Annotated in this window: 11 protein-coding genes; 5 read left to right on the plus strand and 6 right to left on the minus strand. The window is 63.2% G+C overall.

What is annotated here, in order from left to right:
* Positions 1-2: 2 nt before the first annotated feature.
* Positions 3-2,762: a DNA gyrase subunit A gene (gene gyrA / locus C4K40_RS22295; RefSeq protein ID WP_053133207.1), complete on the minus strand. Its 2,760-nt coding sequence runs from the start codon at positions 2,760-2,762 to the stop codon at positions 3-5.
* Positions 2,763-3,114: 352 nt separating this feature from the next.
* Entirely contained in the window at positions 3,115-4,191 is a 1,077-nt protein-coding gene (gene mtnA, locus C4K40_RS22300; protein ID WP_053133210.1) for an S-methyl-5-thioribose-1-phosphate isomerase, read from the minus strand.
* Between the two features lie 110 nt (positions 4,192-4,301).
* Between mtnA and C4K40_RS22305 the strand changes: the two genes are divergently transcribed.
* The 5 genes from C4K40_RS22305 (at position 4,302) to C4K40_RS22325 (ending at position 9,160) form a co-directional block, all read left to right on the plus strand.
* On the plus strand, positions 4,302-5,633 hold the full coding sequence (locus tag C4K40_RS22305; protein WP_053133213.1) for a TRZ/ATZ family hydrolase: 1,332 nt from the start codon (positions 4,302-4,304) through the stop codon (positions 5,631-5,633).
* A gap of 60 nt (positions 5,634-5,693) precedes the next feature.
* Complete coding sequence (gene ubiG / locus C4K40_RS22310; RefSeq protein ID WP_022640126.1) at positions 5,694-6,392, plus strand: bifunctional 2-polyprenyl-6-hydroxyphenol methylase/3-demethylubiquinol 3-O-methyltransferase UbiG; 699 nt, start codon at positions 5,694-5,696, stop codon at positions 6,390-6,392.
* Positions 6,393-6,395: 3 nt separating this feature from the next.
* Positions 6,396-7,067, plus strand: coding sequence for an N-acetylmuramic acid 6-phosphate phosphatase MupP (gene mupP, locus C4K40_RS22315; protein ID WP_053133216.1), 672 nt, complete (start codon positions 6,396-6,398; stop codon positions 7,065-7,067).
* Between the two features lie 56 nt (positions 7,068-7,123).
* On the plus strand, positions 7,124-7,864 hold the full coding sequence (locus C4K40_RS22320) for a YciK family oxidoreductase (protein ID WP_022640128.1): 741 nt from the start codon (positions 7,124-7,126) through the stop codon (positions 7,862-7,864).
* 369 nt (positions 7,865-8,233) lie between these two features.
* Positions 8,234-9,160 carry a GGDEF domain-containing protein gene (locus C4K40_RS22325; protein ID WP_053133219.1) on the plus strand — a complete coding sequence of 309 codons (927 nt, stop codon included), beginning with the start codon at positions 8,234-8,236 and terminating at the stop codon, positions 9,158-9,160.
* 60 nt (positions 9,161-9,220) lie between these two features.
* Here the strand turns inward: C4K40_RS22325 and C4K40_RS22330 are convergent, their stop codons facing one another.
* From C4K40_RS22330 to C4K40_RS22345, 4 genes are all read right to left on the minus strand, one after another.
* A complete protein-coding gene (locus C4K40_RS22330) occupies positions 9,221-9,973 on the minus strand; it encodes a TenA family transcriptional regulator (RefSeq protein ID WP_152898903.1) in 753 nt (250 codons plus the stop codon).
* A 77-nt stretch (positions 9,974-10,050) separates the two neighbouring features.
* On the minus strand, positions 10,051-12,510 hold the full coding sequence (locus C4K40_RS22335; protein ID WP_053133222.1) for an EAL domain-containing protein: 2,460 nt from the start codon (positions 12,508-12,510) through the stop codon (positions 10,051-10,053).
* A gap of 201 nt (positions 12,511-12,711) precedes the next feature.
* Positions 12,712-14,538, minus strand: a complete 1,827-nt coding sequence (locus tag C4K40_RS22340; RefSeq protein WP_053133224.1) for an ABC transporter ATP-binding protein — start codon at positions 14,536-14,538, stop codon at positions 12,712-12,714.
* Positions 14,531-15,133 (minus strand): DsbA family protein, encoded by a 603-nt coding sequence (locus C4K40_RS22345; protein ID WP_172681653.1) that lies wholly within the window; start codon positions 15,131-15,133, stop codon positions 14,531-14,533. The genes C4K40_RS22340 and C4K40_RS22345 overlap by 8 nt, the downstream gene beginning before the upstream one ends.
* Positions 15,134-15,149: the final 16 nt, after the last annotated feature.

Genomic DNA, 15,149 nt, shown 5'->3' on the forward strand with positions numbered 1-15,149 from the left:
GGTTACTTCTGGGGCACCTCGTCGGCGGCGCCGGGCTCCTCGCCCTCGGTGTCGACCACCTCGCCATCGATCACCTCGCCGTCTTCGAGCACGTCTTCGAGCTCATCCGACGCCTGGATACGCTCCAGGCCTACCAACGTCTCATCGTCGGCCAACTTGATCAGCGTCACCCCCTGGGTGTTGCGGCTGAGGATGGACACCTCGCCGACCCGGGTGCGCACCAGGGTCCCCTGGTCGGAGATGAGCATGATCTGCTCGTCCTCGCGCACCTGGATGGCGCCGATCAGGTTGCCGGTACGGCCCTTCATGGCGATCACGCCCTGGCCACCACGCTTGCGGCGCGGGAACTTGGGCAGCTCGGTACGCTTGCCAATACCGCGTTCGGACGCAGTGAGGATCTGCGCACCGGACTCGGGGATCAGCATGGAGATCAGTTGCTGGGACTTGCCCAGTTTCATCCCGCGCACACCACCGGCTACACGACCGCGCTCGCGAACTTCGCTCTCGACGAAACGGATGACCTTGCTGGCGCTGGAGAACAACATGACTTCCCGCGCACCGTCGGTGATGGCCGCAGCGATCAGGGTATCGCCCTCTTTCAGCTTCAAGGCGATCAGGCCGGCCTTGCGCGGTTTGGCGAAGCTCGCCAGCGAAACTTTCTTGACCAGGCCGAAGGCCGTCGCCATGAAGACGAAGGCACCGGTCGGCTCAGCGACCCACTCCGGCGTGTCGCGATCGTCGTCGTCCTCGGCTTCCTCTTCATCCATCACTTCGGCTTCGGCCAGCACGTCCTCGGCCTCTTCCACTTCTTCGGAATCAGCGCCCTGCTGCAGGGCCTCGAGGTCGATCTGCAACATCGCGGTAATGCGCTCGCCCTGCTCCAGCGAGTCGATGATGTTCACCAGCGGACGGCCACGGGCAGCACGGGAGGCTTCAGGAATCTCGTAGGTCTTGAGCCAGTACACCTTGCCCTTGCTGGAGAACAGCAACAGGGTCGCATGGCTGTTGGCTACCAGCAGGTGCTCGATGTAGTCCTCATCCTTCACGCCGGTCGCCGACTTGCCCTTGCCACCACGGCGCTGGGCCTGGTAGGCCGACAACGGCTGGGTCTTGGCATAACCGCCATGGGAAATGGTCACTACGCGCTCTTCTTCGGGGATCATGTCGCCGTAGTCGAGGTCGTGGGTCGCATTGACGATTTCGGTGCGGCGCTCGTCGCCGTATTCGGCACGGATCACTTCCAGCTCTTCGCGAATCACTTCCATCAGGCGCTCGGCGCTGTTGAGGATGCGGATCAGCTCGCCGATCTGGTTGAGGATCTCCTGGTACTCGGCCAGCAGTTTCTCGTGCTCCAGGCCGGTCAGGCGGTGCAGGCGCAGCTCCAGGATGGCCTGGGCCTGTTCCGGGGACAGGAAGTACTTACCGTCGTGCAGGCCATACTGCTCTGGCAGGTCCTCAGGACGGCAGGAATCGGCACCAGCGCGCTCGACCATGACCTGCACGGCACTGGATTCCCACGGCGTGGAAACCAGCGCTTCCTTGGCTTCCGATGGGGTCGGCGAGGCCTTGATCAGGGCGATGACCGGATCGATGTTGGACAGGGCAACGGCCTGGCCTTCGAGGATATGGCCACGCTCGCGAGCCTTGCGCAGCTCGAATACGGTACGCCGGGTCACCACTTCGCGACGGTGACGAACGAAGGCTTCCAGCAGGTCCTTCAGATTGAGGATCCGCGGACGACCGTCGATCAGCGCGACGATGTTGATACCGAACACGCTCTGCAGCTGGGTCTGGGCGTAGAGATTGTTGAGCACCACTTCCGGCACTTCGCCACGGCGCAGCTCGATCACTACGCGCATGCCGTCCTTGTCGGACTCGTCGCGCAGCTCGGTGATGCCTTCGAGCCTCTTCTCCTTGACCAGCTCGGCGATCTTCTCGATCAGGCGGGCTTTGTTCAGCTGGTATGGCAGCTCGGTGATGACGATCTGCTGGCGACCACCGACCTTGTCGATGTCCTCGATGGTGGAGCGGGCGCGCATGTAGATGCGGCCACGGCCGGTGCGATAGGCCTCGATGATGCCCTGGCGCCCGTTGATGATACCGGCGGTGGGGAAGTCCGGACCCGGGATGAACTGCATCAGGTCGTCGACGCTCAGCTCGGGATTGTCGATCAGCGCCAGGCAGCCATCGATCACTTCGCCCAGGTTGTGCGGCGGGATGTTGGTCGCCATGCCCACGGCAATACCGCTGGAGCCGTTGACCAGCAGGTTGGGGATCTTGGTCGGCATGACCGCGGGAATCAGTTCGGTGCCATCATAGTTGGGCACCCAATCCACGGTTTCCTTGTGCAGGTCGGCCAGCAGCTCGTGCGCCAGCTTGGTCATGCGCACTTCGGTGTATCGCATGGCCGCCGCGTTATCGCCGTCCACCGAACCGAAGTTGCCCTGGCCGTCTACCAGCAAGTAGCGCAGGGAGAATGGCTGGGCCATGCGGACGATGGTGTCGTACACCGCAGTATCGCCGTGGGGGTGGTACTTACCGATCACGTCACCGACCACACGGGCAGATTTCTTGTACGGCTTGTTCCAGTCGTTACCGAGTTCGCTCATCGCGTACAGCACACGCCGGTGCACGGGCTTCAAGCCGTCGCGCGCATCAGGCAGTGCCCGCCCGACGATTACGCTCATCGCGTAGTCGAGGTAGGACTGTTTCAGCTCGTCTTCGATATTGACCGGTAGGATTTCTTTGGCCAGTTCGCCCATGAGAAGCCTGATTCCTTTTTCTGGTGAAACTTCGCCACATCCAGATGGGACGAACGAAGCTCGCCGCTGCAGGCCTAGTGCCAGCACCGACTTACGACAAATCAACAAGTTATGACATGGATTTGCGCAGTAGAGGTGACCGCATCGGACCACCCTGGAAACCGCCGGATGTTATCACAATCGCCGCCACGCACCTATCCCCCTGATGCGCATGGAACGTAGCTAGTTGACCGATGACCACCTGAAAGACGGCGACAGGGCCTCAGAGACCGATCCCCCTTCCCGCCAACCCGGTTTTTTACCTGTCGGCGATCATTTACCGGTCAACCCAGCGGCAGGTGTCGACGCAGGATCAATGCAGGCGCTTGCGACACAGCAATTGGGCCATCTTTGCCGCATCAGGGCGCTCGACGATGCCCTTCTCGGTGACGATGACATCGATCAGGTCCGCCGGCGTGACGTCGAACACCGGATTGAAGACCTCCACCGCCGCCCCCACCGGCTTGCCACCCACCTCCAGCAGCTCCCGGGCGTCGCGCTCCTCGAGCGGAATATCCTCGCCAGTGGCCAGGCTCATGTCGATGGTCGAGCTGGAGGCCACCACCATGAAGCGCACGCCATGGTGCATGGCGTTGACGGCCAACTGGTAGGTACCGATCTTGTTCGCCACATCGCCATTGGCGGCGATCCGGTCCGCGCCGACCACCACCCAGGTCAGGCCCTTGGTCTTCATGATGTGCGCCGCCGCGGCGTCGGCGTTCAAGGTTACCGGCACGCCTTCGCTGGCAAGCTCCCAGGCAGTCAAACGTGAGCCTTGCAGCCAGGGCCGGGTTTCATCGACATAGACCCGCTCCACCATGCCTTCCAGCCAGGCTCCGCGAATCACTCCCAGGGCAGTGCCGAAGCCACCGCTGGCCAGGGCGCCAGTATTGCAGTGGGTCAGCAGCGTCTGCGGGTTGCCCTGGTATCGACGAATCAGCTCCACCCCGAGCTGGGCCATGGTCAGGTTGGCCTCGCGATCGCTTTCATGGATCGCCAGGGCCTCGACCTCCAGGACAGCCAGAGGGTCGGCATGTTCCCTGACCCGCTCCAGCCGCTCACGCATGTGGCGCAAGGCCCAGGAAAGGTTGACCGCGGTCGGCCGGGTGGCTTCGAGCAGCTCGAAGTCCGCATCGAGCGCGGCGATCCAATCGCCGCCGGCAGCAAAACGTGCGCGCGCAGCCAGGACCACACCGTAGGCCGCACTGATGCCAATGGCCGACGCGCCGCGCACCGCCATCGCGCGAATGGCCTCGGCCACCGCAGCGACGCTGTCGCAGGCCAGCCAGGTCTCTTCAAGGGGCAAGGCCCGCTGATCGAGCAGGTACAGAGTGCCATCCCGCCAATCAATGGCCTTGACCTTCTCCGCAGCCAACAGACGATCGCGCATCCCTCACCCCGCACTCATGAACAAAAGCCGCCGATTATAGCGATCCCCCGGCGAAGACGCTCGGGTATACTTCGCCATCCTTTGTCTTTGAAGCCCTGGACCGATACTCGATGCCGAACCGTGAACCTGCGCTCGACCTCCTGCTGCTGCCCACCTGGTTGGTGCCCGTGGAGCCAGCCGGCGTCGTCCTCAAGGACCACGGCCTGGGCATCCGCGACGGTCGCATCGCCTTCATCGGGCCACGCAGCGAAGCCCTGAGACGCCAGGCTGGCGAGGTCCGCGAACTGCCCGGCATGCTGCTCAGCCCGGGCCTGATCAACGCCCACGGGCATGCGGCCATGACCCTGTTCCGCGGCCTGGCCGACGACCTGCCACTGATGACCTGGCTGGAGAACCACATCTGGCCCGCCGAAGCCAAGTGGGTGGATGAAGCCTTCGTCCACGACGGCACGGACCTGGCCATCGCCGAGCAGATAAAAGGCGGCATCACCTGCTTCTCCGACATGTATTTCTTCCCCAAGGTCGCCAGCGAACGAGTCCATAACAGCGGCATTCGCGCCCAGATCGCCATCCCGGTACTGGACTTCCCGATTCCCGGTGCCCACGACGCGGCCGAAGCCATTCGCCAGGGCGTGGAACTGTTCAGCGATCTCAAGCATCACCCGCGTATCCGCATCACCTTCGGCCCCCATGCTCCCTACACCGTAGGCGACGAGAACCTGGAGAAGGTCCGCATGATCGCCGAGGAACTCGACGCCTCGATCCACATGCACGTGCACGAGACCGCGTTCGAGGTCCAGCAGTCCCTGGAGCGGCATGGCGAGCGACCGCTGGCTCGCCTCTCCCGGCTAGGCTTGCTGGGACCACGCTTCCAGGCCGTTCATATGACCCAAATCAGCGATGAAGACCTGGCTTTGCTGGTAGAAACCAACACCAGCGTGGTTCATTGCCCGGAGTCCAACCTTAAACTGGCCGGCGGCTTCTGTCCGGTGGAGCGCCTGTGGCAGGCCGGGGTGAATGTCGCGGTGGGCACCGACGGCGCGGCCAGCAACAACGACCTGGATCTGCTCGGCGAAACCCGCACCGCAGCCTTGCTGGCCAAGGCCGTGGCGGGCTCGGCAACGGCACTGGATGCCCATCGCGCCCTGCGCATGGCCACCCTCAACGGCGCCAGAGCCATGGGCCTGGACGATGAAGTGGGCTCCCTGGAGCTCGGCAAGGCTGCGGACCTGGTGGCATTCGACCTGTCCGGGCTGGCCCAGCAACCGATTTACGACCCGGTGTCGCAACTGATCTACGCCACCGGCCGCGACTGCGTGACGCACCTCTGGGTGGCCGGCAAGCAGCTACTGGACAACAAACGGCTAAGCCGCATGGACGAGCGCCAACTCGGCGAAACCGCCCGCGACTGGGCCCGGCGCATCAGCGGGCACGTCCAATAAACCCGGGCCTCGCGCAAGCACGAGGCCCTACCGAATTCCTCAAGTTTTGGAGCACTACCCATGAGCAACGTCGACCACGCTGAAATCGCCAAGTTCGAAGCCCTGGCCCACCGCTGGTGGGACCGCGAAAGCGAGTTCAAGCCCCTGCACGATATCAATCCGCTGCGGGTCAACTGGATCGACGAACGGGTCGGCCTGGCCGGCAAGAAGGTCCTGGACGTCGGTTGCGGCGGCGGCATCCTCAGCGAAGCCATGGCCCAGCGTGGCGCTACCGTCACCGGGATCGACATGGGCGAGGCCCCGCTGGCGGTCGCCCAGCTGCACCAGTTGGAATCCGGGGTGAACGTCGAATACCGGCAGATCACCGCCGAGGCCCTGGCCGAGGAAATGCCCGAGCAGTTCGACGTGGTCACCTGCCTGGAGATGCTCGAGCACGTTCCCGATCCTTCGTCGGTGATCCGCGCCTGCTTCCGCATGGTCAAGCCCGGTGGCCAGGTGTTCTTCTCCACCATCAACCGCAACCCCAAGGCCTACCTGTTCGCCATCGTCGGCGCGGAATACATCATGAAACTGCTGCCACGCGGCACCCATGACTTCAAGAAATTCATCCGCCCATCGGAACTCGGCGCCTGGAGCCGCGCCGCCGGCCTGACCGTCAAGGACATCATCGGCCTGACCTACAACCCGCTGACCAAGCACTACAAGCTGGCAGCCGACGTGGACGTCAACTACATGATCCAGACCCTGCGAGAGGAGTGAAACATGGCCATAAGAGCCGTTCTTTTCGATATGGATGGCACCTTGCTCGATACCGCGCCGGACTTCATCGCGGTCTGCCAGGGCATGCGCCGTGATCGCGGCCTGCCGCCCATCCCTGACCAGCATATCCGTGACGAAGTCTCGGGCGGTGCCCGGGCCATGGTGGCCGTGACCTTTTCCATGGACCCAGAATCCCCGGGATTCGAAGAGTTGCGCCAGGAGTTCCTCGAGCGCTACCTCGAGCATTGCGCAGTGCATAGCCGGTTGTTCGACGGCATGGAACAGCTGCTGGCCGACATCGAGCGAGCGAACCTGCCCTGGGGCGTGGTGACCAACAAGCCCGTGCGCTTCGCTGCGCCGATCATGGAACAACTGGGACTGGCCGAGCGCTCGGCCCTGCTGATCTGCCCCGATCACGTGAAGAACAGCAAGCCGGATCCCGAACCACTGATCCTGGCCTGCAAGATGCTCGACCTGGACCCGTCCACCGTGCTGTTCATCGGCGACGACCTGCGCGATATCGAATCCGGCCGCGATGCCGGCACCAAGACCGCAGCCGTGACCTACGGCTACATCCACCCGGACGACAATCCCCGGCACTGGGGCGCAGACGTGGTGGTCAGCCACCCGCTGGAACTGCGCCAGGTCCTGGATAACGCATTGTGCAGCTGCTGAGCAGCGCCCTGCCCGACTGACTCCCGGGCAGGCTCCCATTTCCGCTGAGGCTTTTTATGTTTGATTACTCCGCCCGCCCCGAACTGCTCAAGGACCGGATCATCCTGGTCACCGGCGCCGGTCGTGGCATCGGCGCCGCCGCCGCCAAGACCTACGCCGCCCACGGTGCCACCGTGCTCCTGCTGGGCAAGACCGAGGCCAACCTGACCGAAGTCTACGACGCCATCGAGGCCGCCGGGCACCCGCAGCCCGTAGTGATCCCGTTCAACCTGGAAACCGCGTTGCCGCACCAGTACGACGAGTTGGCGGCCATGATCGAAGCCGAATTCGGTCGCCTCGACGGCCTGCTGCACAACGCCTCGATCATTGGCCCGCGCACACCGCTGGAACAGCTGTCGGGGGAGAACTTCATGCGGGTCATGCAGGTCAACGTCAACGCTACCTTCATGCTGACCAGCACCCTGCTGCCGCTGCTCAAGCTGTCCCAGGACGCTTCGGTGGTCTTCACCTCCAGCAGTGTCGGCCGCAAGGGCCGCGCCTACTGGGGCGCCTACGGGGTATCCAAGTTCGCCACCGAAGGCCTGATGCAAACCCTCGCCGACGAACTGGACACCGTCGCCCCGGTACGCGCCAACAGCATCAACCCCGGCGCCACCCGCACCAGCATGCGCGCCCTGGCCTACCCGGGCGAAAACCCCAGCAAGAACCCCCAGCCCGAAGAAATCATGCCGGTCTACCTCTATCTCATGGGCCCGGACAGCGCCGGCATCAACGGCCAGGCATTCGACGCGCAGTAACCCCCCGCCGTTCGTCGCGACGGAATACCGTCGCGACTCCTCGACAAGCCTCATCCGGCACGGACTTCAAGCCAAACAACCGTCGCACCGGATGACGGCAATTTTTCGCATGTTTCCAAACCATTGAATTGAATGGATTTTTCTCAATCTGAACCGAATGGCACGAGTTTCGCTCTAAGAACACTCAACACACCGTGCCTTGGCACCGTGGAACATGGCTTTTATCGGGGCGTGGAAGCCCAAGATGAAGCGGCATAAAATGTGCGCGATTGTCCTACGGGACTGAAGGAACAGTACGACGCGCAGCTCCGAGCCGCTCTCACCCAGGCCAGTAAGACTTTACACAGTGCTCAGGGGGCGCAAGCTCAGATGAAGATTCCCACCCAGAACAACGCAATTGACTTTGACAGCGCCAAATTGCAACGCCTGGGCTTTACCCAACAGTCGCCACTGCTCAAGCAGCCTGTGAGCCTCGCGCAGTTGCGCCAGCAACTGGGCCTGCAACTGCAGACCAGCCTGGAACCACAACGCATCCTGGGCCTGTTCTTTCGCGAAGTGCAGCGCCTGGTTCCCCTCGATGCCCTGCACTACGCATACACCCCCAGCGACCTGCGCCTGGAGTTCGGCCAGCGCGGCCATCACTCCATCAGCTACAGCCTCAGCCATGAAGGCGAGCCCATGGGCGAACTGGTCTTTCGTCGCAACCAGCGCTTCAGCGATAGCGAACAAGGCCACCTGGAATCCTTGCTCTCCACCCTGCTCTACCCGATGCGCAACGCCTTGCTGTACCGCGCCGCCACCCGCAGCGCCCTGCGCGACCCGTTGACCGACACCGGCAATCGCATCGCCATGGACCAGACCCTGTCGCGGGAAATCGAGATGGCTCGACGCCACCTGCTGCCGCTATCGCTGCTGATGCTGGACATCGACCACTTCAAGCGCATCAACGATAGCCATGGCCACGGTACTGGCGATGAGGTGCTCAAAAGCGTTGCCGCCTCCATCAAGGGGCAATTGCGCAATGTGGACATGGTGTTCCGTTTCGGCGGGGAAGAATTTCTGATCCTGCTTTCCAACACCGGTCGCGAGGCTGCGGCCATGGTCGGGGAACGCCTGCGTAATGCTGCCCAGGCCCAGGAGCATCGGGCCGATGGCAAGCTGATCGAACTGACCGTCAGCCTGGGCTGCGCCACGCTCCTGCCCGGGGAATCCGCTGAAAGCCTGCTGCGCCGCGCCGATAGCGCGCTTTACGTCGCCAAGCGCGAGGGTCGCAATCGCCTGGCCATGGCGGGCTAGGCGTCAAATATCGCCACAAGCGCTAGCCGCTTGTGGCGATCTGTCCTGCCAACTGCTGACTCAGCCCTCGGCCAGCGCCAGGCGCTCGCGAGTCACCGTGCTCTTTTCCAGCTGCATGCAGCGTTCCAGGAACAGGTACATATAGTCATAGCTCTTGCAGATCGCCTGACGTAGTTCGGCCTGCAGCGCCTTGCTCGGGTTCAGCCCAGCCAGGGTGACGATGATCTCTAGCGCTTCCCAAGGGTGGGCATCGTCATACTGCGCGTGCATCTTCAGCCACTTCATGGCGCGCTTGCGATCTTCCTCGGGAAAAGACGCCGCATAGATACCGTTGGAGCAGACCAGGGCCGACCACTCGCCAGTCGCCCCTTCGATGGCGTAGTTGGTGGCGGCGATCGCCACGATCAGCGAATCCGCCGAACTGGTATGCCAGCACCAGTGGCTCAGGGCATGCAGCTCCGGTGGCACCTGCTGGGCCTGCAGGTCTTCAAGGGTCACCCCATGGGCCCGACTCCAGTGCACCCAGTAGTCGGCATGGTTGAGCTCGACGCGAATGTTGCGCATCAACCAGCGGCGCGCCATGTCTTCCCCGGGATGGCGGGCAAAGCGGGTCTTGGTCAGGTTCTGCGCCATGTACAGGGCGAACTGCTCGACCACCGGCCACCCACCGATCAGGTATTGGCGCATGACTTTCGGGCTGAGCTTGTTGTCTCGCATGCGCTGGTACAGCTCATGCTCTACGACGCGGCGCTTGCTCTCGCTGCAGTCCTGGATCAATTGCTGGGTCCAGGCGGGGTAACTGGCAGCTTCCATGAGCGGGCCGGTTCGGCTGAATGTGTCGATCACTGTCGGGCTCCTTTTGATTGTGATGTACGGATCCAAAGAAGGTTTCAGCGGAACGTGCCGGGCGCCTTGAGCAATACGGGCCGTGGCCGCACGGGTCGACACTGCAGGCTGTCACAGGTGAACAATTGCGGACGCTCGATGTTGTAGCCTTGAGCATAATCCACGCCGATCTCGAGCAGGGCCTGTTCGATCTGCGGCGTTTCGACGAATTCGGCAATCGTGCGCTTACCCATGACATGCCCGATATGGTTGATCACCTCGACCATGGCGCGGTTAATCGGGTCGTCCAGCATATCCTTTACGAAACTTCCATCGATCTTCAGGAAGTCTACAGGCAAATGTTTGAGATAAGCGAACGACGACATTCCCGCACAAAAGTCGTCCAGGGAAAAATGACAACCTAAGCCCTTGAGTTCGTTTATAAAACGAATCGCGCTGCCCAGATTGGCGATGGCGCTGGTTTCGGTAATTTCAAAACAGATCAGCTCCGGTGGTACCCGGTAGATGGCGAACTGCTCGCGCAGGAAGTCGAGGAACTCGTCGTCGCCGATGGTGATCCCCGACAAATTGATCGCGCACATGGCCATCGGCCCTTCCCGGCCCTCTTCGATGCACTGGGCAACGATCTTGAATACGTTCTGTACTACCCAGCGATCCAGGGACGTCATCAGGCCATAGCGCTCGGCTGCCGGGATGAAACTGTCCGGCAGGATCATGCGCCCGGCCTCATCGTGCAGCCGCAGGAGGATCTCCAGATGGCCGCCATCTCCCTCCATATGGCCCAGCGCGGTGATTTCCTGGGAGTACAGGCAGAAGCGGTTTTCCTCCAGCGCCATGTGCAAGCGCTGGACCCAGGCCATCTCGCCAAAACGCAGGGACAGCTCCGAGTCATCGGCATGGTAGACCTGCACTCGGTTGCGGCCCTTTTCCTTGGCCATGTAGCAGGCCATGTCCGCCGCGCGCAGGGAGGCCTCCAGGGTGGTCGGGGTCTGGGCGATATGTACCAGGCCGATGCTCACGGTGGTCACGAACGGCCGGCCCTTCCAGACGAAATGCAGGTTCTGCACGGTCTGGCGCAAGCCTTCGGCGATTTTCTCCGCAGCCTCCGGCGAGCAATTCTCCAGGAGGATGCCGAACTCGTCCCCACCCAGCCGGGCCAGGGTATCGCCCTCGCGCAGGCCCGACTGCAGCAAGGCGCAGATATGCCGCAGCAATTCGTCGCCGGCGGCATGGCCGCAGGTGTCGTTGACCAGCTTGAACTGGTCCAGGTCCAGGAACATCAGGGCATGTCGCGCCGGTTGCCGGGCCAGGCCGTACAGGGCCTGTTCCAGGCGGAACTCGAACTCGCGACGGTTGGCCAGGCCAGTCAGCGCATCGTGGGTCGCCTGCCAGGACAGGTTGGCGATGTACTGCCGCTCCTGGGTCATGTCGTGCAGCACTAGCACCGCACCGCTGACCTTCCCGGCATTGCGGATCGGCGCCCCCACCAGCGTCACCGACACCGTGCTGCCGTCCAGGCGCTGGATCAGCTTGGAATGCTCGCTGCCACCACTGAGCTGGCCGCTGAGAATATGCTCGATCAGCGTGAAACCATCGGCCTGGGCGTTTTCATCCAGCAGATTGAACAGTGCCGCCAGGGGCAAACCCACGGCCTGCGCAGCCTTCCAGCGAGTCAGTTCCTCCGCCGCCGGGTTCATGTAGGCGATGGCACCCTCGACATCAGTGGTGATTACCCCATCGCCGATGGACTGCAAGGTGATCTGCGCCCGCTCTTTCTCCAACTGCAGGGCGGTGGCGAAGGCATGGCGCTGGGCCAGCAGCTTGTGGGTGCGCAGCAAAGCCAGGCCGATCAGGAACAACGCCGTGGCCAGGTTGGTCACCAGCAGCAACCGCAGGATCACCCGCGAGCCCTCTCCAAGGGCATCGCTGAACGCCTTGGCCGCGGGGGTGACCCCGTCGTTGATAGCGAAGATTTCGCTCTTCCAGCGCTGGACATCGGCCTCGCTGGCATTGTTGCTGCTGATGTGCTGGTGCATTTCCCGCGCCACCCGGTCCAGTTGCAACAGGTAGCTGTCGCCCACGGTCCAGCGGTCGATGGCTTTTTCCAGGTAGCTGAAGTGCCGGAAGTTGAGGTACAGCCAGATCAGGCTGGCCACGTCGTCCGGGTGGTTGCCGCCCTTGAGGATCCCCAGGCGCGCTGCTTCCAGGTCTGGAGGCTGGCTATCGAGCGCCACCCGCAGCTCATGCCCGCCCTGAGGCACGGCGATCGCGTTCTGGTATTTGAGGAAGGTGCCTTCGTCGCGGCTGTCGGCATACAGGCTGAGGTAGTAGATAGCGTCTTTCTGGCCCTTGGACCACAGGCTTTCGCCGGCGACGTAGCCACGCACCGCCGATAGCACATACAGGCTGAGGCCACCCAGGAGTGCCTGGAATACCACCACTGCAATGAAAGGCCAGACAATGCCCAACAACCGTGGCGTTGCGAAAGTCCGCTTTTGCTTCATGAGGGTCCTTGCTTCAGCACTGCCAAATGAACACCCAGTAGTCCCGCCTCAGACAGCACAGATTAGGCTAATTTCCCCCGTTTCGAGACCGGGCGAACGGCCGTTGGCTCGGGCCCTTTGCAAAAGGTCCCGAGCCAAGCCTGCTGAAGCGATCAATACATCTGGAAATTCAAGCACTAAGCACAGAAAGCCGGATAAAACTCAAGGCGCTCGAACTTGCTGCAAATGCCCATAAAGCTTGGCATAGAGGCCGCCATCGGCAATCAGCTGCTGATGGTCGCCATCTTCGGCGATCTGTCCGCCATCGAACACCAATACCCGGTCCGCCTGCTTCACCGCCGACAGGCGATGGGCAATGATCAGCGTAGTCCGGCCCCGCAAAAAGCGCGTCAGCGCCTGGTGCAGGTTGTATTCGGTGGCCGCATCCAGGGCGGAGGTGGCCTCATCGAGGATCACCACCTTGGGTTCGGCCAGGACCATCCGCGCAATCGCCAGGCGCTGGCGCTGCCCCCCTGACAGTCGTACCCCGGAACGTCCGACCACGGTGTCCAGCCCCTGGGGCAGGCTCCTCACCGTGACATCCAGCTGGGCGATCTCCAGCGCCTGCCAGCAGGCATTGTCGCTGCGCTCACGGCCCATGGTCAGGTTGGCCCGTACGGTGTCGTTGAACAGCGCTGGATGCTGCAGCACCACGGCCACGTTCTCGCGCACGGTCGCCAGGCCGATCTCCTCCTGGGTCGAGCCGCCGAAGCGGATACTACCGGCCTGCGGCGTGTACAGGCCAAGCAACAGTTGCACCAGGGTACTCTTGCCGCCGCCGCTGGCGCCGACGATCGCCACCTTCTCCCCCGGGGCGATGGACAGGTTCATGTTGTCCAGCACGCGCTCGTCGCCATAACCGAAGCTCAGCCCGCGCACCTCGATGCCCACGGTCTCGCGTCCCTGGAACGGGTCCACGCCACCGGCATATTGCGGCTCGTCGGCGCGCGCCAGCAGCTCGTTGATCCGGGTCAGCGCCCCGCCCGCGGCGTAATAGGCGTACTGCAGGTTCAGCAATTGCTCCACCGGCCCGATCATGAACCACAGGTAGCTGAACACCGCGAGCATCTGGCCGATGGACAGGCCGGAAAACAGCACGGTGAGCATCGCCACGGCGCGGAAGATATCGATGCCGAACTGGAACAACAGCCCGCTGGCCCGCCCCGAAGCGTCGCTTTTCCACTGCGAGGCCACCGCATAATCCCGCACCTCTTCGGCACGCTGCCCCAAGCGCCCGAGGAAGTAGCCCTGGCGATTGCCGGCACGGACTTCCTGGATCGCTTCCAGCGTCTCGGTCAGGGCCTGGGTGAAGCGCGAGGTGCTGTCGTTCTCCAGCTTCTTCAGGTGCTTGACCCGCTTGCCCAGTTGCACCGTGGCGAAGATCACCAACGGGTTGAACAGCAGGATCAGCAATGCCAGTTTCCAGTGCATCCACATCAGGATCCCGGCGGTGCCCACCAGGGTCAGCATGGCCACCAGGAAACGACTCAGGGTCTCGCCGACGAACTTGTCCACGGTGTCCAGGTCGGTCACCAGGTGGCTGCTGACCGTGCCGCCACCCAGGCTTTCATACTCACCCAGGGAGATGCGCTTGAGTCGCTCGATCAGGCGGATGCGGATGCGATAGACGATGTCCTTGGCCAGGCCGGCGAACAATCGGGCCTGGACCACGTTGAACACCAGGGCCGCGCAACGCAGGATCAGGGTCGCCAGCAGCATCAGGCCGATGTAGCCAGCGGCGCTATGCCAGGAAGCCGGCAGCAACAGCCGCATCACCTGCAACGCGGCATCGCCATGCCCCAGCAGCACTTCGTCCACCAGCAACGGCAACAGCAAGGGGATCGGCACACTGCACAGGGTCGCCAGGACGGCGACGCCATTGGCGATCCACAGGGATTTCTTGTGTTGCAGGGCCAGGCGACGGATTTCCGCCCAGCTCAGACGATCGACGGTCTTGCCGCTGGCGCCTGGATCGACCGGCTCAGGCACTGGCAGCGCGCTCCAGCCAACGCCCCAGCAACGGCGAGAGTTCGCCAAGTGGCTGGTAGCCGTTGGTCAGCAACGCCAGTTGACCGTTGCGTTCGGCCAGCATGGTGGGGAACCCGGCGATGCCCAGGTCCTGGACCCAGGTGAAGTCCGCCGCCGTGGCCGCATGCTGCTCGGCGCGGTCGAAAGCCTCGGCGAATTCGATGCGCGGCACTCCGGCCCGCTCGGCCAGTTCCACCAACACGCTGGCCAGGGTCACATCCCGGCCTTCGACATAGAACGCCCGCTGGATCAAACCCAACAGCTTCCAGGCGCAATCCGGCGCCAGGCCACGCGCAGTGACGATGGCCCGGCAAGCCGGTTCGGTGTCATAGACGAATCCGTCGGGCAACGCCCCCTCGAACTTGAATGCCTGGCCGGTGGCCTGGTGCACCGCCTGCCAGTGTTCGAGGATGTAGCGCCGGGTCGTGGGCTCCAGGGCCGCGCCGCTGCCAGTGCGCAGGCCGCCCACTACCAGGTGCAGCTCGACGCCGGCAGCTTGTGCCTGCTCCACCAGGGCCTCGGCCACCGGAGCAAAGCCCCAGCACCATGAACACATTGGGTCCATCACATAG

It is taken from the genome of Pseudomonas sp. CMR5c, from assembly GCF_003850545.1.
GTDB classification, from domain to species: domain Bacteria; phylum Pseudomonadota; class Gammaproteobacteria; order Pseudomonadales; family Pseudomonadaceae; genus Aquipseudomonas; species Aquipseudomonas piscis.